The organism is Streptomyces sp. AgN23 (assembly GCF_001598115.1).
Taxonomy (GTDB): Bacteria; Actinomycetota; Actinomycetes; order Streptomycetales; family Streptomycetaceae; genus Streptomyces; species Streptomyces antimycoticus.
Genome location: NZ_CP007153.1, coordinates 5,253,211 through 5,274,646 on the forward strand (window position 1 = coordinate 5,253,211; position 21,436 = coordinate 5,274,646).

Annotated in this window: 17 protein-coding genes, 1 tRNA gene, 1 other RNA gene and 1 pseudogene; 3 read left to right on the plus strand and 17 right to left on the minus strand. The window is 72.1% G+C overall.

Features of this window, described 5'->3' with window-relative positions:
- Window positions 1-46 precede the first annotated feature (46 nt).
- The 13 genes from AS97_RS22475 to AS97_RS22535 form a co-directional block, all read right to left on the minus strand.
- Entirely contained in the window at window positions 47-1,087 is a 1,041-nt protein-coding gene (locus AS97_RS22475) for a DUF4232 domain-containing protein (protein WP_247204464.1), read from the minus strand.
- Window positions 1,088-1,380: 293 nt separating this feature from the next.
- Window positions 1,381-1,956 (minus strand): SigE family RNA polymerase sigma factor, encoded by a 576-nt coding sequence (locus tag AS97_RS22480; protein WP_030829843.1) that lies wholly within the window; start codon window positions 1,954-1,956, stop codon window positions 1,381-1,383.
- 519 nt (window positions 1,957-2,475) lie between these two features.
- A complete protein-coding gene (locus AS97_RS22485) occupies window positions 2,476-3,564 on the minus strand; it encodes an aspartate-semialdehyde dehydrogenase (protein WP_059148199.1) in 1,089 nt (362 codons plus the stop codon).
- The gene (locus AS97_RS22490) at window positions 3,561-4,841 is read right to left on the minus strand and encodes an aspartate kinase (protein ID WP_059148200.1); all 1,281 of its coding nucleotides are present in this window, start codon (window positions 4,839-4,841) and stop codon (window positions 3,561-3,563) included. The genes AS97_RS22485 and AS97_RS22490 overlap by 4 nt, the downstream gene beginning before the upstream one ends.
- A gap of 316 nt (window positions 4,842-5,157) precedes the next feature.
- Window positions 5,158-5,823, minus strand: a complete 666-nt coding sequence (locus tag AS97_RS22495; RefSeq protein WP_059148201.1) for a DUF5063 domain-containing protein — start codon at window positions 5,821-5,823, stop codon at window positions 5,158-5,160.
- Window positions 5,816-6,415, minus strand: coding sequence for a recombination mediator RecR (recR, locus tag AS97_RS22500; RefSeq protein WP_059148202.1), 600 nt, complete (start codon window positions 6,413-6,415; stop codon window positions 5,816-5,818). The genes AS97_RS22495 and recR overlap by 8 nt, the downstream gene beginning before the upstream one ends.
- Window positions 6,416-6,701: 286 nt before the next feature.
- Complete coding sequence (locus AS97_RS22505) at window positions 6,702-7,037, minus strand: YbaB/EbfC family nucleoid-associated protein (protein WP_014061795.1); 336 nt, start codon at window positions 7,035-7,037, stop codon at window positions 6,702-6,704.
- A gap of 129 nt (window positions 7,038-7,166) precedes the next feature.
- Complete coding sequence (locus AS97_RS22510; RefSeq protein ID WP_210565523.1) at window positions 7,167-9,692, minus strand: DNA polymerase III subunit gamma and tau; 2,526 nt, start codon at window positions 9,690-9,692, stop codon at window positions 7,167-7,169.
- A gap of 71 nt (window positions 9,693-9,763) precedes the next feature.
- Window positions 9,764-9,858, minus strand: an RNA gene (ffs, locus tag AS97_RS22515) — signal recognition particle sRNA small type.
- Between the two features lie 165 nt (window positions 9,859-10,023).
- Window positions 10,024-11,511: an MFS transporter gene (locus AS97_RS22520; RefSeq protein ID WP_210565524.1), complete on the minus strand. Its 1,488-nt coding sequence runs from the start codon at window positions 11,509-11,511 to the stop codon at window positions 10,024-10,026.
- Window positions 11,512-11,638: 127 nt separating this feature from the next.
- The gene (locus tag AS97_RS22525; protein WP_086711305.1) at window positions 11,639-12,919 is read right to left on the minus strand and encodes a lysophospholipid acyltransferase family protein; all 1,281 of its coding nucleotides are present in this window, start codon (window positions 12,917-12,919) and stop codon (window positions 11,639-11,641) included.
- Window positions 12,916-13,764, minus strand: a complete 849-nt coding sequence (locus tag AS97_RS22530; protein ID WP_282615686.1) for a phosphatidate cytidylyltransferase — start codon at window positions 13,762-13,764, stop codon at window positions 12,916-12,918. Before AS97_RS22530 ends, AS97_RS22525 begins: the two co-directional genes overlap by 4 nt.
- Entirely contained in the window at window positions 13,761-14,417 is a 657-nt protein-coding gene (locus tag AS97_RS22535; protein ID WP_210565525.1) for a CDP-alcohol phosphatidyltransferase family protein, read from the minus strand. Before AS97_RS22535 ends, AS97_RS22530 begins: the two co-directional genes overlap by 4 nt.
- Window positions 14,418-14,890: 473 nt before the next feature.
- Here AS97_RS22535 and AS97_RS22540 point away from each other — a divergent pair.
- Window positions 14,891-14,978, plus strand: a tRNA-Ser gene (locus AS97_RS22540).
- Between the two features lie 212 nt (window positions 14,979-15,190).
- Here the strand turns inward: AS97_RS22540 and AS97_RS22545 are convergent.
- Both AS97_RS22545 and AS97_RS22550 read right to left on the minus strand, forming a co-directional pair.
- A pseudogene (locus tag AS97_RS22545) lies at window positions 15,191-15,412 on the minus strand (flavoprotein); the annotation flags it as partial.
- 201 nt (window positions 15,413-15,613) lie between these two features.
- Window positions 15,614-15,781 (minus strand): hypothetical protein, encoded by a 168-nt coding sequence (locus tag AS97_RS22550; RefSeq protein ID WP_185930405.1) that lies wholly within the window; start codon window positions 15,779-15,781, stop codon window positions 15,614-15,616.
- 186 nt (window positions 15,782-15,967) lie between these two features.
- Here AS97_RS22550 and AS97_RS22555 point away from each other — a divergent pair, with 186 nt between their 5' ends.
- On the plus strand, window positions 15,968-17,134 hold the full coding sequence (locus AS97_RS22555; protein WP_059148204.1) for a sensor histidine kinase: 1,167 nt from the start codon (window positions 15,968-15,970) through the stop codon (window positions 17,132-17,134).
- The gene (locus AS97_RS22560) at window positions 17,122-17,796 is read left to right on the plus strand and encodes a response regulator transcription factor (protein WP_059148205.1); all 675 of its coding nucleotides are present in this window, start codon (window positions 17,122-17,124) and stop codon (window positions 17,794-17,796) included. Before AS97_RS22555 ends, AS97_RS22560 begins: the two co-directional genes overlap by 13 nt.
- A 248-nt stretch (window positions 17,797-18,044) precedes the next feature.
- Here the strand turns inward: AS97_RS22560 and AS97_RS22565 are convergent, their stop codons facing one another.
- Both AS97_RS22565 and AS97_RS22570 read right to left on the minus strand, forming a co-directional pair.
- Entirely contained in the window at window positions 18,045-20,588 is a 2,544-nt protein-coding gene (locus AS97_RS22565; protein WP_210565526.1) for an FtsX-like permease family protein, read from the minus strand.
- The gene (locus AS97_RS22570) at window positions 20,585-21,361 is read right to left on the minus strand and encodes an ABC transporter ATP-binding protein (RefSeq protein ID WP_210565527.1); all 777 of its coding nucleotides are present in this window, start codon (window positions 21,359-21,361) and stop codon (window positions 20,585-20,587) included. Before AS97_RS22570 ends, AS97_RS22565 begins: the two co-directional genes overlap by 4 nt.
- Window positions 21,362-21,436 lie beyond the last annotated feature (75 nt).

A 21,436-nucleotide genomic window follows, 5' to 3' on the forward strand; every position in this document is an offset into this window, starting at 1 on the left:
TCCCAGGAAGGCCACTGCCCACAGCCCCAGAGGGACGCCGTCAGATCTAGAGAGACGCCAGCAGACCGGTGCGGTAGATCGTTCCGGCGCAGGCGCCGCCGATCGTCACGCTCGCCGCGGCCGGGTCGCCCGCCTCCGGTGTGTGGCTGACCAGGACGCTCGCGTCCTGCGGCTCACCGCCCTCGCCACCGCCCGGCTCACCCGAGCTGGGGTTGTCCTGCGGCCCGTCCTGGGCCGGGTCCGTGGACGGATCGGGAGTCGGAGTGCCGGTGGTGGAGCAGCCGCTGGTGCCGCCGCCCGCCGCCGGGATCCAGGCGAACTTGACCTCGTACGCCTGGCCGGGCTTGAGGATGAGCGTGCCCGGCTGGAGGGACGGGTCGGGCAGCCCTGCCGCCGCGTCGCCCGCCGTATGGTCGACGACCAGGATCCGCGAGGCGTCCGCACCGCCCTGGGCGCTCGCGCCCACCGAGCCGCTGCCCTCGACCGTGCAGGCGCTGTCCGAGATGTTCGCGACGCGGAAGGAGCCGTAGACCCGCCCCTCGGCGTCGGCCGCTCCGACCGATCCGGCGCCACCGCTGGTGAGCTGGGCGCGGCTGCAGGTGGGGGAAGTGGCGTTCAGCGTGTTGGAGGGGTCGGGGGCCGTACCGTCGGAGCCGCCCTCCTCGTCGCCCTTCGGCGGCTTGTCCTTCCCCTTGTCCTTGTCCTTGTCGCCCTTGTCCTGCTCGACCGTGTCGGCGGGCCCGTCGGAGCCCTTGCCGCCACTGCCCTCGCCGTGCCGGCTGCCGCTGGTCTCAGGAGTGCGGTGGCTGCTGGCGGCGTTGGCCGGGCGGCCGTCCGCGCCATTGCTGGTGGTCGCGACGTGCACCAGCGCCGGTACGGCCGCGCAGCCGAGCACCACCGCGGCCGCGGCCCCGACCAGGGCCTGGCGCCGCCGCGCACGGCGGGCGGGCACGGCGCGCCGCAGATGGTCGAGGGAGTCGGAGGACGGTTCGAGATCGTCGACGGCGCGGTGCAGCAGCCGCCGCAGCGCCTCCTCGTCCTCACCGCCGGGCCCGTCGTCGTCGAGCTGAATCCGGAGGGGCGTCACCCGCCCCTGCCCGGACGCAGCGGACTCCCTGGTCCCTGCGGACCTGGTGGACGCCTCGGCCCCCGCAGGCCCCGTAGACCTGGCGGACTCACCGGCCTCCGCAGACCCAGCCGACCCGCCGGACTCCTCGGCTCCCGTGGAATCCGCAGACCCCGCGGACTCACCGGCCTCCGCGGACTCCGTCGGCTCCACCAGTTCCATCGGCTCCGTGGACTCCGCTGGTTCTCGGGATTCGGGCTCGTGGCCCGTCCGCCGCCCGGGATCGTCCGGGTCCGGCGTATGTGTGATGTGGTTCATGCCGGAGCCTCCATGGCGACGCGGAGCGCCGCGATGCCGCGCGAGCCGTACGCCTTGACCGAGCCGAGCGAAATGCCCAGCGTCTCGGCCACTTGGGCCTCGGTCATATCGGCGAAGTAGCGCAGCACGAGAACCTCGCGCTGGCGGCGCTGAAGTCCCCTCATCGCCTTGATCAGTTGATCGCGTTCAAGCTGTTCGTACGCCCCCTCTTCGGCACTGGCCATATCGGGCATCGGCTTGGAGAGCAGCTTCAGCCCGAGGATGCGCCGGCGCAGCGCGGAGCGGGAGAGATTGACGACCGTCTGCCGCAGATAGGCAAGGGTCTTCTCGGGATCCCGGACTCTCTTGCGCGCCGAGTGCACACGGATGAACGCTTCCTGCACGACGTCCTCGCAGGACGCGGTGTCGTCGAGAAGGAGCGCGGCGAGACCCAGCAGCGACCGGTAATGGGCGCGGTAGGTCTCGGTGAGGTGATCGACTGTGGTGCCCGCTGCCATCGCGTCGTCAGTGTCCTCGCGCCCTGTTGTGATGTGCGCGGGGCGGGCCGTCGGCCATGGCGCGATCACCGGCATGCCACCTGGCGGACGCGGGGGACGTACCGCCGCGCCGCCGCGCCCTGGAATCGTTGCGATGCCGAATACCTCTGCCACGCCTGTTGGACACGCCGCCCCCTGTCAGGGTTGTACGCGCGAGGCACCGCTTTTGACGATGCGTTCAATGCCCCCATGCGCATCAATTCTTCCCCAATGCCCCAGTTGTCCCCGCGCCCGCTTCGGGGCGGCTGGAAAGACGCTCCCCGCCCACTGCCGGTTGCGGCGGGCGGGGAGCGAATACGTCGATCAGATCAACGGCCCAGCTCAGCTGGTCCAGGCCAGTGACATGCGCACAGGATATTCACATCTGCCGGTCGAACGCACTGGTGAAACGTCACTTTAAGACGGCCGCTCACCTTACGGAGGCCCGGGCCCCTCACTTGACCACGGATCGCCATCCGATGGCGGGGCCTATTTGGCGATGGGCCCTACGCGGCACTGGGCCCTATGTGGCGATGTGTCCCACTTGGTGGTGACATGACGGGCCCTGCGGCCCTCTCACCTCGCGGCGGCGCCGGCCAACTCCGCCGCGACGACCTCCGCGATCTGCGCGGTGTTCAGCGCCGCGCCCTTACGCAGGTTGTCGCCGCAGACGAACAGCTCCAGCGCCCTCGGGTCGTCCAGCGACCGCCGCACCCGGCCCACCCAGGTGGGGTCGGTGCCCACGGCATCGGCGGGGGTGGGGAATTCGCCCTCCGCAGGGTTGTCGCACAGCACCACACCGGGGGCGCCCGCCAGGATCTCGTGCGCCGCCTCGACCGTCACCTCGTTCTCGAACCGCGCGTGCACGGCCAGCGAATGCGTGGTGATCACGGGCACCCGGACACAGGTCGCGGTAACCCTCAGCTCCGGCAGCCCCAGGATCTTGCGGGACTCGTTGCGCACCTTGAGCTCCTCGGAGGACCAGCCGTCCTCCTTGAGCGAACCGGCGAACGGCACCACATTGAGCGCCATCGGCGCCGGGAACGGCCCGGTGTCGCCCACCGCGCGCCGTACATCCCCGGGGTGGGTGCCCAACTCCGTACCCGCGACCAGCGCGAGCTGCTCGCGCAGGGCGTCGATGCCTTCCTTGCCCGCACCGGAGACCGCCTGGTACGAGGAGACGATCAGCTCGCTCAGCCCGAACTCGGCGTGCAGCGCGCCCATCGCCACGATCATCGACAGGGTGGTGCAGTTGGGGTTGGCGATGATGCCGCGCGGGCGGACACGGGCCGCGTGCGCGTTCACCTCCGGCACCACCAGCGGGACATCGGGGTCCATCCGGAACGCGCCGGAGTTGTCGACGGCCACCGCGCCCTTGCTCGCCGCGATGGGCGCCCACCGCGCCGAGATCTCGTCCGGCACGTCGAACATCGCGACGTCGACGCCCTCGAACGCCTCCTCGCTCAGCGCGACGACCTCGACCTGCTCACCCCGGACGGTCAGCTTCCGGCCGGCCGAGCGGGGCGAGGCGATCAGCCGGATCTCGCCCCAGATGTCGGCGCGCTCCGAGAGGATCGAGAGCATGACAGTGCCGACGGCGCCGGTGGCACCGACGACCGCGAGGGTGGGCTTGTCGCCCCCGGCGGCACCGCCATGACCGATCATCGGCCAGTCCCTCCGTAAACCACCGCTTCGTCGCTTTCGCTGTCCAGGCCGAAGGCGCTGTGCACGGCGACCACCGCGTCCTTCACATCGTCGGCGCGGGTGACGACCGAGATGCGGATCTCGGAGGTCGAGATCAGCTCGATGTTGACCCCGGCGTTCGACAGCGCCTCGAAGAAGGTCGCGGTGACCCCCGGGTTGGTGCGCATTCCGGCACCGATCAGGGAGATCTTGGCGATCTGGTCGTCGTAGCGCAGCGAGTCGAAGCCGATCAGCGACTTCGCCTTGGTCAGCGCCTCCATCGCCCGGTGGCCGTCCGTCTTCGGCAGCGTGAAGGAGATGTCGGTCAGCCCGGTCGACGCGGCGGAGACGTTCTGCACCACCATGTCGATGTTGATCTCGGCGTCGGAGATGGTGCGGAAGATGGCCGCGGCCTCACCCGGCTTGTCCGGCACCCCGACGACCGTGACCTTGGCCTCGGACGTGTCGTGCGCGACCCCGGAGATGATCGCCTGCTCCATGCCTTCTTCTCCTTCTCCCGCTTCCGGCCGGTTGCGCACCCAGGTGCCCTGGTGGCCGGAGAAAGACGACCGTACGTGGATGGGGATGTTGTACCGGCGCGCGTACTCCACGCAGCGCAGGTGCAACACCTTGGAACCGCTCGCGGCGAGCTCCAGCATGTCCTCGTACGGAATCTCGTTGATCTTGCGAGCCTTCTTCACCACGCGCGGATCGGCGGTGAACACGCCGTCCACGTCGGTGTAGATCTCGCACACCTCGGCATCCAGGGCCGCGGCCAGCGCGACCGCCGTGGTGTCCGAACCGCCCCGGCCGAGGGTGGTGATGTCCTTGCTCTTCTGGGACACGCCCTGGAAGCCCGCGACGATCGCGACCGCGCCCAGCTCGAGCGCGTCACGGATGCGGCCCGGCGTGACATCGATGATCCGCGCTTTGTTGTGAACCGCGTCGGTGATGACTCCCGCCTGGCTGCCGGTGAACGACAGCGCCTCGTGACCGAGGTTTTTGATCGCCATGGCCAGCAAGGCCATGGAGATCCGCTCCCCCGCGGTCAGCAGCATGTCGAACTCGCGCCCAGTAGGAATCGGGGATACCTGCTCGGCGAGATCGATCAGCTCGTCCGTCGTGTCGCCCATCGCGGAGACCACGACGACCACCTGGTGGCCGTTCTTCTTGGCTTCCACGATTCGCTTGGCGACCCGCTTGATGCCTTCGGCATCGGAAACGGAGGAGCCTCCGTACTTCTGCACGACAAGGCCCACGTGCGCTCCTCGCAGCTCTCAATAATGCGGTCGGCTCAGTTTAACGAGCGGCCGGAATTCACCCTCCCAATATCACATAGCGAGACGAATGCCTCACAAAGTGATCAAGGAGGGCAAGGAAACAGGGGGCATCACGCGACGCATACGTCCATGCGTCCGCGAGATTCCCCGCATCCCTCCCACCCGCTCAGCGACGAACCCTTCCCCCTCGCCGCCGAAGCACACGGGAACGTAACCCAGCTCACAGGCTCGGACGGGTCGCGGGACGCCCCCGCGGGCCGTTTCGGATCTTCCCGCTGTCCGCTTCGGGCACGCCTCAGCGCGGCTCCGAGCGCAGGCCGAGCGGTCCCGCGATCTCCGCCGCCATCACCCGGCCGGCCTCCTCCGCGAGCTCCTCGTCACCGCCCGCGTTGCTGTCCGTGTCCAGGCCGTCCAGCTCGTCCAGCGGGCTGTCCAGCCGTACGTGCGCGACCAGCGACTGCAGGGCGCGCAGGGCCGCCGAGGCGGTCGTCCCCCAGTTGGAGAGGTACGAGAACTGCCACCACCACAGCGCCTCGCTGATCCGGCCCTCGCGGTAGTGCGCCATCCCGTGCCGCAGATCGGTGATGATCCCGGCGAGATCGTCGGAGATCCGGCAGGCGACGGGCTGACTGCGCGGCACGTACGGGTCGAAGACCTCCGAGTAGATGTCCACCGGCTCCAGCAGCACGGCGAAGCGCTCACGCAGCTCGTCGACGTCCGGCTCCGGGCCGACGTCCGGTTCGTACCGCTCGTCCGGAACGAAGTCCTCGTGGGCGCCGAGCCGGCCGCCCGCGAGGAGCAGCTGGGACAGCTCGAGGAGCAGAAACGGCACAGCGCTGTCCGGTTCGTCCCCCTTGGCGACTTCGGTGACCGCGACGATGAAGCTCTCGATCTGGTCGGAGATCTGGACCGCGAAGTCGTCCGGGTCCGGGTGGGCGTCGTGCAGCGTTGCGTCAGACATCGAGAAGTCTTCTCCCTTCGAAGGCACGACCCAGCGTGACCTCGTCGGCGTACTCCAGGTCTCCACCGACAGGGAGGCCGCTGGCCAGGCGAGTGACCTTCAAACCCATGGGCTTGATCATGCGCGCGAGGTACGTGGCGGTGGCTTCGCCCTCCAGATTCGGATCAGTGGCCAGGATGAGCTCCGTGACCGTCCCGTCCGCGAGGCGCCCCAGCAGCTCCCTGATCCGCAGATCGTCCGGGCCCACGCCCTCGATGGGGCTGATCGCCCCGCCGAGCACGTGATAGCGGCCCCGGAACTCACGCGTCCGCTCGATCGCGACGACGTCCTTCGGCTCCTCGACCACGCAGATGATCGCGGGGTCGCGGCGGGGGTCCTGGCAGACGCGGCACTGTTCGGCCTCGGCGACGTTCCCACAGACCGCGCAGAACCGCACCTTCTCCTTGACCTGGGTCAACGCATGCGCGAGGCGGCGGACATCGGTGGGCTCGGACTGCAGGATGTGGAAGGCGATCCGCTGCGCGCTCTTGGGACCGACGCCGGGCAGCCTGCCCAACTCGTCGATGAGGTCCTGGACCACGCCCTCGTACACGCCTTCATCCAATCTCGCGCCGCCGCGCGGTGGCTGTACTGCATATGAATATTCGGTTGCGCCGCGCCCTCACTGCCGGGGCCGCCGTGGTCCCGCGGCCGGGCCCGGTGAGCCGAGTGGGCCCGGGGAACCCTGGGTTCCCGTAGGCCCGAGGAACCCTGGGGACCCGGTGGGATTACGGAACCCTATGAGATGGGAGAGCCCGGGGACCCGAAAACCCGAGGAACCGAGAACCCGAGGATCCGGAATCCCGAGGACCGGCCCGGGGACCCGAGAGATCCGAGGATCAGAACGGGAGCCCGGGCATACCGCCCAGCCCCTGGGCGAGCGGGCCGAGCTTCTGCTGCTGGAGCTCCTGCGCGGCGTTGTTGGCGTCACGGACGGCCGCGACGACCAGATCCGCGAGGGTCTCCGTGTCCTCAGGATCCACGGCCTTGGGATCGATGACCAGGCCCTGCAACTCACCGGAACCGGTCACGGTCGCCTTCACCAGGCCACCGCCCGCGGAACCTTCGACATGAGTCCGGGCCAGCTCCTCCTGGGCCGCGGCGAGGTCCTGCTGCATCTTCTGAGCCTGCTGCAGCAACTGCTGCATATTCGGCTGGCCACCACCGGGGATCACGGCTTCGCTCCTGGCGCTCGACAGTCGTTCTCTTCGATAGCCCGAGCCTACGTGCTCCCCGAGCGCCCTGCTCTACGCCGTACGGAGGAGACACGCCTACATAGGGCATGGGTGCGGGACCCACGCCTCCTACTCGTTGACGATCTCGTCGATCACGGTGGCACCGAGCTCGCGGACGATCAGGTCGTGCCCGCTCAGCGCGGTGTCGTCCAGGTCCGGGTCGTCCTCGGCCGGCATGTCGTCCTCCAGCGCGACCCGCGGAGGCTCGAGCTCCCGGTACGCCGCCGCCTCGGGGGGCCGGCCCGCGTCCACGGCTCCGGACGGCGCGACGGGAGCGGCCGGGGGCGGGGAGGCGGGAGCGGGCCGGGGCGCGGACTGCCCTGGCGCGGCCGACTGACCGCCGCCACCGGGGCCACTCCCGCCACCGAAGCCGCCGCCACCGCCGAAGCCACCACCGCCGGGGGCGCCACCGCCTCCGCCGAAGCCACCGGAACCGCCCGCACCACCGGGGCCGGCCGGACCGCCGCCGCCCTGCTGTCCGGCGCCGCCCGAGGGGTCGACGATCGCCTCGATCCGCCACTGCACGCCGATGGCGTCCTGGAGCGCCTGCCGCAGGACGTCCTCGCTGCCACCGCCCACGAAGCTGTCGCGCGCGCCCGCATTGGAGAAGCCGAGCTGGAGGGTGGTGCCGTCGAAACCGGACACCGTCGCGTTCTGGCTCAGCAGGATCCAGGTGAAGCGGCGGCGGTTCTTGACCGCCTCCAGGATGTCCGGCCACATCTGCCGCACCTGCACGGCGCCCTGTGCCATGCTCGGCGCGCCCTGCGCGGGTGCGGAGGGCCCGGCGGACGCGGGAGGCGAGGCCGGCCCGGAAGGCCCGGTCGGCGCGGCGGGCGCCGCGGGCGTCTGCGCAGGTGGGCCGCCGCCCTGCCCCGGCGCGGTGGCCGTGGGCCAGCCACCGGGCTGCCGAGCGGGCACTCCACCACCGGAAGCAGCGCCACCGCCGACAGCGGAAACACCGGACGCCCCGGACGCACCAGACGACCCGGACGCACCGGAACCACCAGACGCACCGGAACCAGGCGCCGAGGCGGTCGGCCAGGCTCCGGGCCGCGATCCGCCGCCCTCCACCGCGGCGGACTGGGCGCCCGAAGGCCATGCTCCGGGCCGCTGCCCGCCGCCGCCCTCCACGGGCGCGGCCGGGGCACCGGCCTGTTGTCCTCCCTCTGCGGCGCCGCCCGAACCGCTGTCCGCGGCCGGCCGCGCACCCGCGGGCCACCCGCCGGGGGCCTCGGCGTCGCCCGGCCCGCCGGGCGCCTGCCCCTGGCCGGACCCTCCCCCGGCCATCGCCGCACGCGCGGCGGCCGGACCGGACGGCCCAGCGGCGGGGGGAGCGGCCGGAGCGTGAGCGTCGGGCCCCGGTACGTACCCCATGGCGGGCCCGGGCCCCACCGCCCCGGCGACGCCACCGGCACCACCGCCCAGGCCGCCCGCGAGGGCCCCGCGCTCCAGCCTCTCCAGCCGCGACTGCACCGACCGCTCGTCGTCGAAGGCGGCGGGCAGCAGCACCCGGGCGCAGATCAGCTCCAGCTGCAGCCGCGGCGAGGTGGCGCCGCGCATTTCCGTAAGGCCCTCATTGACCAGGTCCGCCGCGCGGCTCAGTTCGGCTCCACCGAAGACCGACGCCTGCGCCTGCATCCGCTCCACCACATCGGCCGGGGCGTCGATGAGCCCCTTCTCCGCGGCGTCCGGCACGGCGGCGAGGATCACCAGATCGCGCAGCCGCTCCAGCAGATCGGCGACGAAGCGCCGGGGGTCGTTGCCCCCCTCGATCACGCGGTTGACGACCTCGAACGCCGCCGCGCCGTCGGTCGCCGCGAAGGCGTCCACGATCGAGTCGAGCAGCGAGCCGTCCGTATATCCGAGCAGCGAGGTGGCCATGGCGTACGTCACACCGTCGTCGGCCGCGCCCGCGAGCAGCTGGTCCATCACCGACATCGAATCCCGCACGGACCCGGCCCCGGCCCGCACCACCAGCGGCAGCACTCCGTCCTCGACCGGGATCGCCTCGCGCCCGCAGACCACTCCCAGATACTCGCGGAGCGTCCCGGGCGGCACGAGCCGGAACGGATAGTGGTGCGTACGCGACCGGATCGTGCCGATGACCTTCTCCGGCTCGGTGGTCGCGAAGATGAACTTGAGGTGCTCCGGGGGCTCCTCGACCACCTTCAGCAGGGCGTTGAACCCCGCCGAGGTGACCATATGGGCCTCATCGATGATGTAGATCTTGTAACGACTCGACGCGGGCCCGAAGAACGCCTTCTCCCTCAGCTCACGGGCGTCGTCCACACCACCGTGCGACGCGGCGTCGATCTCGATCACATCGATCGACCCCGGTCCGTTCCGCGCGAGGTCCTGGCACGACTGGCACTCGCCGCACGGCGCCGGAGTGGGACCCTTCTCACAGTTCAGACAGCGGGCCAGGATGCGCGCACTGGTCGTCTTGCCACACCCGCGGGGACCGCTGAAGAGATACGCGTGGTTGACCCGGTTGTTGCGCAGCGCCTGCTGCAGCGGGCCGGTGACATGCTCCTGCCCGATGACCTCCGCGAAGGTCTCGGGGCGGTAGCGGCGGTACAGCGCGAGGGACGACACGCTTACGACGATATCGGGGACGGCCGACAACCGGACCACGCCCGCATCCCCGCACCCCCCCCCCGCAGACGCAAGGCGCCCCCCACGCACCCACCAGAGCCCACTTACCCTTGCTGCCTTCCGGCCCTGGGGGAGTTCGGTGAGATAGCGCCACGTGAGGGGCTGCGCCCCACCTTAGCGGATCGACCGGGGTACGAACGACTCCGCGGGTGCCCCTTCTGGTCGTGGACCGTTTTCGGCCAGGATCCGCGATCCACGATGCGGGATGCCGGGGTGTGAGATGTGAGATATGAGATTCGGCCGGAGGCCGGTGGGGCGGCCCCGGCAGGCGTCATCCGGTGGCTTCCGGCTCGCGATGGGTGGCGAGGTACGTCACGGCGCTGATCACGGGGATCACGGCCAGCACCCACCAGACACGGTGGTAGTCCCCCAGGATCGTCGCGCTTGTCGGCGTCCCCAGGACGGCCACGAACACGCTGACCCCGAGCAGCGCGCCCAGCTGCCGGAAGCTGTTGTTGATGGCCGTGCCGACACCGAAGCGCTCCGGTGGCAGCGCCTTCGCCGCGGCGCTGTTGAGAGTGGAGAGGGCCAGGCCGACCCCGATGCCGTTGAGCACGAGGGTGGGCAGCCAGTGCGTGGCCCAATGCGGCGAGGCGCCGGTGCGCAGGGCGAGAACGGCGGCGCCCGCGGCATAGAAGAGGGCGCCGATGACGAAGACCGGTCGGTAGCCGAATCGTTCGGCCAGCCGGCCGGCCAGCGGGGCCACGAGCGCGGTGACGAGTGCGCTGGGGCTGACGGCCAGCGCGGACTTCAGCACGGAGTAGTGCCAGACGTTCTGCAGGAACAGCAGGCTGGAGAGGAGAACGGCGAAGAAGGCCACGGAGAAGACCAGCGTGGCGACGTTGGACGCCTGGAAGTTCCGAATCCGGAACAGGCTCAGGTCGAGTGCCGGCCGCGCGGCGTGCCGGGAGCGGCGGATCAGCACCGGGATCAGGAGGACACCGGCCGCCGCGGTCGCCAGGACACGCGGATCGTCCCATCCCAGGCGCGGACCGTAGATGACGGCGAAGCTGAGCAAGGCGGGGGCGACGGCGCTCATGGCGACCCCGAGGGGGTCGGGTAGACCTCCGTTCCGGGAACCGCGGGTCTCGGTCAGCAGGCGCGCGCCCCAGGCCGCGGTGAGCAGGCAGACGGGGACGTTGAGCAGGAACACCCAGCGCCAGGTGGTGTATTCGATCAGGAGCGCGCCCAGGGTCGGGCCGATCGCGGTGGCGACGGCCGCCATGGCGCCCCAGGTGCTGATCGCCGTGGCCCGGCGCTCCAGGGGAAAGGCGGGCAGGAGGAGCGCCAATGAGGCCGGAACGATGATGGCGCCGAAGACACCTTGGGCCGCCCGTGCGGCGATGAGGACGCCGAGCCCGGGGGCGAGACCGCACAGGGCGCTGCTGAGCGCGAAGCCCACGAGACCGATCTGGAACAGGCGCTTGCGGCCGTAGGCGTCGGCCAGTTGCCCGGCCGGGATCAGGAACGCGGCGAAGACCAGGGTATAGGCGTTGAGAACCCACACGAGGCGGGTGATACCGGCATCGAAGCTGGTGCTGATCGTGTCGAAGGCGACATTCACGATCGTGGTGTCGAGGAAGACGATGAACACGCCGAGGCTGGTCAGCGCCAGGATGCGGCGGGCGGCTCCGTCCGATACCGACGGGGAGGGTACGACCGGGGGCGTCGCTTCCGGGGCAGACGGGGTGGCGGGGGTGGCCGAGGTGGTTGGGGCGGGTGGGACGGACGGGGTCGGCGGAACGGACGGGGTGGGCATCTGCGCGCGGCTCCTCATACGGCGGTCGGGGTCGTCCTCACACTGCTGTCGGGTCCGGCGGCCCGCGCACGCCCCGTCGGCAGGACGTACGGCAGCGGGCGCGGGGACTGTCCGACGGGGGTACGGGTCACCGCCACGAGCTGATGACCAGTGCGAACAACGCGATGAAGGCCACCCCCACGAAGACGAGGTACTGCGGGAAGAAACGCCGCCAGCGCTGGGTGAGCACGCCGATCAGCGTGAGCACGAGGCCGACGCCGACGATGCGCTGCCCCCGGGCGGCCGTGGAGCGCAGCACCCATTCGCCCGCGGGGACCGCGGCTCGCCCCGCCTCGGCCGCGTACACCTTGTAGGGGATACCGCTGGCGGGCTGGTGCCGTACCGCGCGGGCACCCTCCAGCCGGATCTCCTTCTGCGCCGTGGTGTGCATACGCGTGGTGGTCAGCGGCTGGGGCAGGTCGACGGAGGTCCCGGAGTACAGGCCGAGCGCGACCAGACCTCCGGCGACGCTGGCCACGGCGGCGCTCAGGGTCAGCCGCAGCCCGGCCCTGGGCGCCGCGACGCATAGCACGGCGAGCGCGAGTTCCGGCAGCAGCGGCCAGCTCAGCGCCTCGGTGAAGGACCAGGCGGCGACCAGGCCCAGGCCCTTCCAGGACACCGCCAGCCGGGCGATCCGGTGCCGGACCCGGCTGTCGCGGGGCCGGCACTCGGCGAGGAGTTCGAGGACCGCCGTGCGGGCCGTGTCGGCGTCGGGGTCCGTCAGCGGCTGCCCGATCCGCACCCGGACGGCGTGCGGACGCAGCCGTCCGCGTTTGGGCAGCAGTTCCGCGGTGCCGGACAGGGCGACTGGCACCACGGGCACACCGTGGGAGACGGCCAGGTCGACCGCACCCCGCCGGAACGGGCCCACGCGGCCCTCTCCTCGGGTGCCTTCGGGAAAGACGACAACCGCGTGTCCGGCACGCAGCATGGGACCGGCGATGTCCTGGAGGTCGGAGTAACCGCCACCGTGGCGGCGTACGGGAAACGCGGCGGCCAGGACCGAACACACCAGGCGGCGCGCACGCTTGAGGAACCAGTAGTCGGCGGCTGCCGCCACCCGGGGAGCACGGGCGACGCTGAGTGCGGCGAGGAGTACTGCCGTATCCGCGTGCGAGGAGTGGTTGGCCACCACGACGCAACCGCCCTTCGGCAGCTTCCCCTTGACCGTGAGACCACCGGTGAGGAAGAGGACGGTCCGCCAGAACCGCCGGCGCAGCCACGCCGCCACCAGAAGTCGGACCGCGGGCCGGTCCCGCCGCCCGGCGGCCTCCTCCGCCCCGCCGGCGACGCGTCGCTCGGGCCGCGTATCGCCCTCGGTATCGCTCCGTACCGCGGATAACGACCCGGTTGCCGCGTTCTTCGTCATGGCATGGCTCCCAACAGCAGAAGGGTCACGAGAAGGGAGTCGATGCGGTCCAGCAGCCCCCCGAACCCGGGCAGCCAACGGCCCGCGTCCTTGACCCCGGCATTTCGTTTGATCATGGATTCGAGCAGGTCGCCCAGTGCGCAGCCGCACAGCACGGCGAGCCACCGCAGCGGGGTCCAGGCGTCCATGGCCCACAGCGCCACACCGGACAGGGCGGCGGAGCCCACAACCCCGCCCCAGGTCTTGGCCGGTGAGAGGGCGGACAGCGGACGCCCCAGGGGACCCGAGCGGCCCAGTGCGCGCCCGCCGCACCAACCGCCCACGTCAGCGAAGGCCACGCTGACGCAGATCACGATGGCGAGGTCCCCCAGGGACACCAGTCCGGTGAGGGCAACGGGCAGCCAGATCAGGCCGAAGGTGGTCCTGGCCGCGCGGCCGGCGCCATGGACCACGTCCTGGCCCACCAGAGGCGGCAGCGCGGCGGCGCAGAGCAGGACGCCGGCCGCGGGCAGCGTGAGCAGTCCGGGGCGCAGCCAGGCGATGAGGGGCAGGAGCACCCCGGCAGACAGCAGCACGGCGCCGTCGGCGCGGCGCAGGCCCACCAAGCGCACGTACTCGATGGAGCCCACCATTGCGAGCCCGGCCGCGAACAGGGCGGCTCCGGGTGCGCCGAAGCCCAGCGTCCCGCAGACGATCAGTGCGGTGACGCACCAGGTCCGCCAGCGACGGCGCAGTTCGACGTTGCGGACGAAGAGAAGGGCGAGGCCGCTCACCGTGAGCGTCCCGGCGAGGAGCGGCACGGCCCGCGCCATCTCCGGCGGAAGCACATCCGCGAAGGGGGTCACAGCCGACCGCTCAGAGGATCGTGATCATGATCCTCGCCGACCCGACCACTCTCGCCGTCATGACCGCCTTCGCCGTCACGGCGGTTGCAGAGCGCCACGACCTGGAACAGCCGCACACCGGCGGTCAATGCGGAACCGACCACCATCACCACCGCGGCGGGCGCATACCACCCGGACGCCGCGGCGACCGCGACGACGAGGCAGCGCTCGGTCTTCCCCATCGGCCCGCCGTTGATTCTCCGCACCCCGGCCGCGGCCCCGGCGATGGAGATCCATGACGGCGCCGAACTGGCCAGCAGCGCACCAAGTACGAATGGAGGCGATAGGTGCGGCAGAAATCCGAGAATCACCACGAGATCCGCCGCTCGATCACCGATTTCATTCAGCAACGAACCCAGGCGGGTCTGCTTTCCGGTTTCCCTGGCAATGGAGCCGTCGAGATTGGCGCAGGCCAATCGAGCCGTCAGGAATACCACCACGGGAACGACGGCCCAGGGAGCGGCCAGCATGGCAAAGGACGCCGCAGCAGCGCCTGCACAGAGCACTCCCGCAAAGGTGACCGCATTCGGAGAGATTCCGCTCCGGATCAACCATCGCCGGAGCAGGGTTAATCGGCGGGCGAACCACGGTTTAAGCGCGTACAGCCCATTCATGGCGAGACGATAGCAAGCGGATGAACGAATCGATACCGCCGACCCCCGAAGCTAGTGAATACACCAGGCGCACGCCTTATGGCACTAGTAAATGCACCAGACCCCACATTTTACCGGAACCCCGAATACCCGCTTCTGCATCGGATTTCCCCGGTACGCTCCGGCCCGCCCCCGGCAGTTCCCCGAAGGGCCGGCAGAACCGGCTCATTCCAACGAACCCGCACTCCCCCCGGAAACGACCACGACGGACCACACGCCCACCCCACCCCCGCGCCCGCATTCGGCGACGACCGCCCCGGATGGAAGCCCCAGGCCACTCCCACCGACCATCAGCAACAGAACCCGTCCGGTTTATCTCGATTCCGCCGGACATTGACTTCCCCCGACCGACAATGTGGCATGACCCACAGAGCACGCGGTACGCGCCATCGGCCGTGTCAGGGCACCTCATCAAGTGGGGTAGAGTGTCCCACGGAGGATTCGCCTAGAGGCCTAGGGCGCACGCTTGGAAAGCGTGTTGGGGGCAACCCCTCACGAGTTCGAATCTCGTATCCTCCGCCAGTGCCTCACCGGGCACGATGTCGAAGGGCCCCACCGCTCGCGGTGGGGCCCTTCGACATATCGCGGCTGCCGTTGTCCTGGTTTTTGTCCGCAAGGGACGTTCCCGGGGCTCCCCAGACGGCATCGGCGAGCTGCCGGACGACGTCCTTGAGCATGGGCCCATGCGGGTACCTCGCCCGCATGCGTCCGGAGGTGCCGCCCCGGTGCCGGACTCACCGCACCTTGGGACTCAGCAGCTCCAGCGCTGGCTGCCACCGGAAGGTGTCGCGGCCGCCACCCGCCTTCGGCTGGTGCGGTTCGCATTCAACGACCAGCACGCCCATGCCCCGTCGTCGCTCCAGGCTCTGCCGGTATGCGGGATGGGCTGCCTGGGCGGCGTTCAGACAGGGCAGGGCAGCGATGGGGATGCCCAGGCCATACGCCTCGCACAGGACGTTGCTGAAGCCCGGCGGCCACATCCTCGACATCACCCCCACTCCTGCGAAATTCGCGAGGCGCGCGCTGCCCGGGCCCTTCCAGGTCATGATCGCCCGGCCCATCACGAGCGACCTCGAAGAGGTCGCGCGAGCCGCCGGGCAGGGCACACTGCGGGTGGCGGGCCCTGTCCGAGATGACGTAGCGGCCGTCGCAAGGACTCAGGCGGCGCGGCGGTCGCGCGTCAGGTAGAGGCCCGTGGCGGTGCCGATGGCGGTGAGGCCGGTGACGGAGCTGATGACGATCTGCTCGGCGCCGGTGAAGGCGAAGCTGGAGGCGACGTTGACGAGGGCGGCGAGGGCGAGGACCAGCCAGAGCAGGGACTTCATTGCGGGGTTCCTTTCGCGGGGCCCTTGGTGGGCCGTGGTATCGGCCGGTGGCGCGGCCGTTCCTTGTCCGAGCTCTACGATCCCGTTTCCGCACCGCCGCCTCGATGGGCCGCACCCCCGATTCCAGGGTGTAGCGCGCTACACCACCGCTGCCGGGAACCCGCCCCGTCACTTAGCCTGACCGCCATGCGGGAGACGGTGTGGCGCGCGGGGCGGGCCTCGGTGGAGTTGCTGAGGGGGGCGGGGATCGCCCTGGCCTCGTATCTGTTCATCGGGGTGGCGGCCTTCGCCGCCGTCGCGATGGTCACCGTCGTGGGCGCGGGGGTGCTGCCCGAGTCCGTACTGCTGGTGCGCAAGACCGCCGGGTACAAGCGGCGGTGGGTGGGCGCCTGGACCGGTGAGCCGGTGCCCGAGGTGTACCAGCCGCTGAACGGGGAGGTGTTCGCGCGGGTGCGGACGGCGGTCGGGGATCCGGCCACCTACCGCGATCTGCGCTGGCTCGGGGCCCACGCGGTCTACGGCTGGCTGCTGGCCTGCTGCGCGATGCCGGTGTGGGTCATCGGGCTGCTGGTCGACGGGGTGTGGTGCGGGCTGCTGAGGCAGCGGGCCGTGGTGCTGCCGCTGATCGAGCGGCTCGTCGACCTCGACGCGGCGTGGTCGCGGGCGCTGCTGCTGCCGTCGACGGAGGCGCTGCGCACCGCCCGGCTGGCCGAGCGGGTGGAGGAGCTGTCCGAGACCCGGGCGGGCGCCGTCGCCGCCCACGGGGCCGAACTGCGACGCATCGAGCGGGACTTGCACGACGGTACGCAGGCGCGTCTGGTGGCGCTCTCGATGCGGGTGGGGCTGGCGCGGCGGGCGTACGACAAGGACCCCGACGCGGCGCACAAGCTGCTGGCGGACGCGCAGGACCAGGCCGAGGAGGCCCTCACCGAACTGCGCCATGTCGTGCGCGGCATCCATCCGCCGATCCTCACCGACCGCGGACTCGTGGGCGCCGTAAGGGCGCTCGCGGCCGGCAGCGGGCTCGAGGTGTCCGTGGACGACGACGGGGTGGAGGACGGGCCCCGGGCACCGGCGGCGGTCGAGGCGGCCGCGTACTTCGTGATCGCGGAGGCGCTGACCAACGCGGCCAAGCACAGCGGGGCCGAGCGGGCATCGGTCGAGCTCGCGCGGAGGAAAGATAGGTTGAGGGTCGCGGTACGGGACGAGGGGCGGGGCGGGGCCGATCCCGCGGGCGGCAGCGGGCTGCTCGGCATGCGGCGCCGGGTCGCGGCGCTCGACGGGACCGTGGAGATGACCAGCCCCGCCGGGGGGCCGACGCTGATCGAAGTGGAGCTGCCGTGCGTGTGGTGATCGCCGAGGACAACGCTCTGCTGCGGGAGGGCATGGTCCTGCTGCTGAACTCCGCCGGGCACGAGGTGGTGGCGGTCGCCTCCAGCGGCCCCGAGGTGCTGCCCGCCCTCCTCGAACACCGTCCGGACGCGGCCGTTCTCGACGTCCGCATGCCGCCGGGCTTCCGCGACGAGGGGCTGCGCGCGGCGCTCGCGGCGCGGCGGGAGATCCCCGGTCTGCCGGTGCTGGTGCTCTCGCAGTACGTCGAGGAGACCTACGCGACCGAGCTGCTGGCCGATGGCGCGGGCGGGCTCGGCTATCTGCTGAAGGACCGGGTGGGGCGGGTCGAGGAATTCCTGGACGCGCTGGAGCGGGTGGTCGCGGGCGGTACGGCGCTGGATCCCGAGGTGGTCAAGGAGCTGATGACCCGGCGCCGCGACGATCCGGTGGACTCCTTGACGCCGCGCGAGCGCGAGGTGCTGCATCTGATGGCGGAAGGGCGGGACAACACCACGATCGCGCGGACGCTGGTGGTTTCGGAGCGGGCGGTCAGCAAGCACATCGGCAATGTCTTCGCGAAGCTGGGGCTGCCACCGAGCGATAGTGGGCATCGGCGGGTGCTGGCGGTGCTGGCGTATCTGAACAAGGGGATGGGCGCGGGGGAGGCGGCGGACAAGCGGTGAGGCGGCCGGGTCCGGTGGGGGTCCCTGGGCGCGGTGCGGGTCCCTGGGCCGGGTGCCGGTCCCTGGCCGGGTGCGGGCCCCGGGCCCAGTGCGGGCCCCGGGCCCAGTGCGGGCCCCGGGCCCACCGAGATCCGGCTCCGGCAATATTCGCGGCCGCGTGAGCCGTGGCTTTCCCCGCCCCGCCCCTTCCCGAAAGAGGGGGCTCCGCCCCCTCACCCCCGCCGGGGCTCCGCCCCGGACCCCGCTCCTCAATCGCCGGAGGGGCTGACATGCCGCGGATACCGGCCCCGCAGTGTCGTCCATACCGGCGGCAGCGACCCCGCCGCCGCCGTCAGCGCCACCACCGAGACGATCACCGCGGCCTGGATCGGGGGCAGGTACGGCAACGTGCCCGCCATGGACAGGCTGAAGGCCAGCAGCGGTACGGACGCCACGGCCGCCCCCACCACCAGGCCCGTCACCACCGTGGCCGCCGCCTCCAGGCACAGCATCCGGCGCAGTTGGCCGCGGCCCGCGCCCGCCAGCCGTAGCAGCCGCAGCTCGGGGCGGCGTCCGGTGGCGATGAGGGCGAGGGTGCTCAGGACGGCGATCACCGTGAAGCCGCCGACCGCCCCGACCACCGCCACCGATACCACCTCGGCCAGCGCCTGCTCCGCCGCCTCGCCCCGCACCGGGGCCGGGTCCCGCTCCGCACGGGCCCCGGGCACCGCACGCGCCAGCGCCTTCGTGACCGCCTTACGGTCGGCATCGGGCGCGGTCGCGACCAGGACCCGGCCCGTGGCGGGCAGGGATGTGTGGCGCAGCAGATCCTCGCGGGAGAGGAGGAAGTCCCCGAGTGCGAGCGAGCGTTGGTAGGTCGCCACGACCCGCAGCCGGGTCTCCTGACCGTCGCCGAACCGCAGGGTCACCGTGGAGCCGGGCCGTGCGCCGAGCGAGTCCGCCCGGTCGGCGCCGACGGCGACCGTGCCGGGCCTCAGCCGGGCGAGGTCCCCGTCCCGCACGCCCGGGTCGAGGGTGTGGGTCAGGCGCTCCGGGGTGACGCCGAAGACCGGCAGCCGCTCCAGTTCGGGCGCACCGAGCTGGCTCCGCGCCAGCAGCACCGTGCCCGGGACGACCTCGGTCGCCGCCCGTACCCCCGGGACCTGGCGGATCCGCTCCACCGCACCGACCGGGAGCCCGCCGTCCGCGCGCACCGCGAGATCGGCGCGCAGCACCTGGCGGGCCTGGGCGTCCCCTGCGTGGGTCATGGTCGCGCCCCCGGCGAGCTGGACCCCGGCGAACGCGGTGACCAGCACGATCGGGGTGATCGCCGCGCCCAGCCGGTGGGCGGACGCGGCGCAGTTGGCGGCGGCGAGGCGGCCGCCGGGGCCGAACAGCCGCAGTGGAGCGCCGAGCAGCCGCATCGCCCCCTCGGCGATCCACGGTCCGAGCACGGCGCAGGCGATCACCATCGTCACCGCCGCCCCACCGGCCGCGGCCGCCGCGGTCGCGCCCTGCTGGAGGACGGCCGCCCCGGCCGAACTCGCGCCCACGAACAGCAGCACCAGCCCCGTGATGCGGCGCGCGCTGCCGGGTGGCCGCTCGCGCAGCGCCTCCGCCGGGCGCAGCTTGGCGGTCCCGGAGCAGCCGATGAGCGCCGCGATCCCGGCCACCAGGACGGTGACGGCGGCGGTGACCAGGGGCGCGGGCCACAACAGCGGGGGAAGCGTCAGCTCGAGTCCGGCGGGCAGCGCGCCCCGGGCGTCCAGCAGCGCGCGCAGCCCCAGGTACGCGGGGACCGCCCCGGCCGCGCCCGCCAGCGCCGCCCAGGCCGCGACCCGCGTCACCTCCCGGCCCACGGCACCGCGCAGCTGTTCCGGTGTGGCGCCGACCGCCCGCAACAGGCCCAGCTCATGGGAGCGTTGCCGCAGCGCCTGGACGATGGTCGACGAGACCACGAGCAGCGCCACCAGGACGACGGCGCCGGCCACGGAGCCGAGCGCCGCCAGCAGTTCGCCACGGGCGGGCGCGGCGGCCAGGAACTCGGCCTCTCCCCGTTCGCCCCCGGTCAGGACGCGCACGACGGCCGGGTCGCCGTCGGCGCGGTGCCCGACGTCGGTGACACCGGCCGCGTCCAGGGCCTTCCGCACCCGCCCGGCCAGCTCCCCCGGGTCCGTGCCGGGTTCGGCGACGACCCCGACGGCGTCCAGCGCCTCCGGGTGGCCGGCCAGGCGGCGAGCCTCGGCGCCGGTGAACCAGATGGCGGAGCCGGGCCCGTCGGCGACGCCCACGACGGTGTACGCCGTGTCGCGGCCGCCCACGCGCAGCGTCAGCCGCGCCCCGACGCGGCCCGCGCCGCCGCCCGTCACGACCTCGCCCGCGCGCTGCGGGGCGCGCCCCGTCCGTAGCGCGTAGGGCGCCAATCGGGCGGCCTCCCAGGGCCGGCCGGTGGCGGATCGGCCCGCGCGGCCCACCGGGAATTCCACATCGGCGACGGCCGTCCGCACCCCGGGCACCGCGCGCACCGCGGTCAGCGCCGTACGGGGGATCCGGACCCGCTCGGTGAGTCCGGCGCTCACGGTCTCGCGGTCGCCCAGCGACGCCGCGCTGAAGCGGGTGGTCTGGTCGCCGGCCACGACGAGGTCGGCTCCGGCGTACCGCTCCACCCGTGGATGTGCGCTCCAGGCGGAGGCGAGGGTCAGCCCGAACGCGCCGAGCAGCAGGGAGGTGAGGGTGAGCGCGGCGAACACGGCGGTCCACGCCTTACGGTGGGCACGGGTGGCGCGGGCGGCCAGCAGGGCGGCGACCTTCATGCCGTCCGCCCTCCCAGCTCCTTGAGGACGCGGCGGATGTCGGCCGCCTCCGGCCGCTCCTGCCGCCAGACCAGCTTCCCCCGCATCAGGAACAGTGCCTCGTCGGCCCAGGCGGCGGCGAACGGGTCGTGGGTGACCATGACGACCGTATGGCCGTCACGGTCGACGGCCTGCCGCAGCAGCGTCAGCGCCTCCTCCGCGGCGGCGGGGTCGAGCGCCCCCGTCGGCTCGTCGGCGAAGACGATGTCGGGCGTGGTCACCAGCGCGCGGGCGATCGCCACCCGCTGGCACTGCCCACCGGACAGCTCCGCCGGCACGGCACCGCCCCGGTCCCCCAGCCCGACCGCCGCGAGTGCCCGCAGGTGCCGGTCGCCGGGGCTCTCGCCGCCGAGCATCAGTGGCAGGGCGACGTTCTCCGCGACGCTCAGCGACGGCACCAGATGGTGCGCCTGGAAGACGAAGCCGATCCGCTCCCGCCGCAGCCGGGTCAGCGCCGCCTCGTTCAGCGAGGACAGTTGGGTGCCGCCGATGCGCACCGTGCCCGCCGTCGGCCGGTCGAGCCCGGCGGCGCACTGCAGCAAGGTCGACTTCCCGCACCCCGAGGGGCCCATCACCGCGAGGAACCGTCCGCGCGGCACTGTCAGGTGGATGGGGTGCAGCGCCACGACCCCCGGCCGGTACTCCCGGGTGACCCCGTCCAGGGCCAGCGCGTGGTGCCAGGTCCCCGTCTGCTCCGCGGTGGCCGTCGTACGGCCGCGCCACTGCCTCTTCATCGGTCCGCCCCTCCATCGACTCCGGGCGGATCGAACGGGTCCGCCGGTCACCGAGAACGCTAGGAACGGGCGCGG

What these genes read in the sequence shown, in the direction of transcription:
- AS97_RS22480 (WP_030829843.1), bottom strand. Translation starts at nt 1,956, where the DNA reads ATGCCGGTGATCGCGCCATGGCCGACGGCCCGCCCCGCGCACATCACA.
- AS97_RS22485 (WP_059148199.1), bottom strand. Translation starts at nt 3,564, where the DNA reads ATGATCGGTCATGGCGGTGCCGCCGGGGGCGACAAGCCCACCCTCGCG.
- AS97_RS22495 (WP_059148201.1), bottom strand. Translation starts at nt 5,823, where the DNA reads ATGTCTGACGCAACGCTGCACGACGCCCACCCGGACCCGGACGACTTC.
- AS97_RS22520 (WP_210565524.1), bottom strand. Translation starts at nt 11,511, where the DNA reads ATGCCCACCCCGTCCGTTCCGCCGACCCCGTCCGTCCCACCCGCCCCA.
- AS97_RS22525 (WP_086711305.1), bottom strand. Translation starts at nt 12,919, where the DNA reads ATGACGAAGAACGCGGCAACCGGGTCGTTATCCGCGGTACGGAGCGAT.
- AS97_RS22535 (WP_210565525.1), bottom strand. Translation starts at nt 14,417, where the DNA reads ATGAATGGGCTGTACGCGCTTAAACCGTGGTTCGCCCGCCGATTAACC.
- AS97_RS22550 (WP_185930405.1), bottom strand. Translation starts at nt 15,781, where the DNA reads ATGAAGTCCCTGCTCTGGCTGGTCCTCGCCCTCGCCGCCCTCGTCAAC.
- AS97_RS22555 (WP_059148204.1), top strand. Translation starts at nt 15,968, where the DNA reads ATGCGGGAGACGGTGTGGCGCGCGGGGCGGGCCTCGGTGGAGTTGCTG.
- AS97_RS22565 (WP_210565526.1), bottom strand. Translation starts at nt 20,588, where the DNA reads ATGAAGGTCGCCGCCCTGCTGGCCGCCCGCGCCACCCGTGCCCACCGT.
- AS97_RS22570 (WP_210565527.1), bottom strand. Translation starts at nt 21,361, where the DNA reads ATGAAGAGGCAGTGGCGCGGCCGTACGACGGCCACCGCGGAGCAGACG.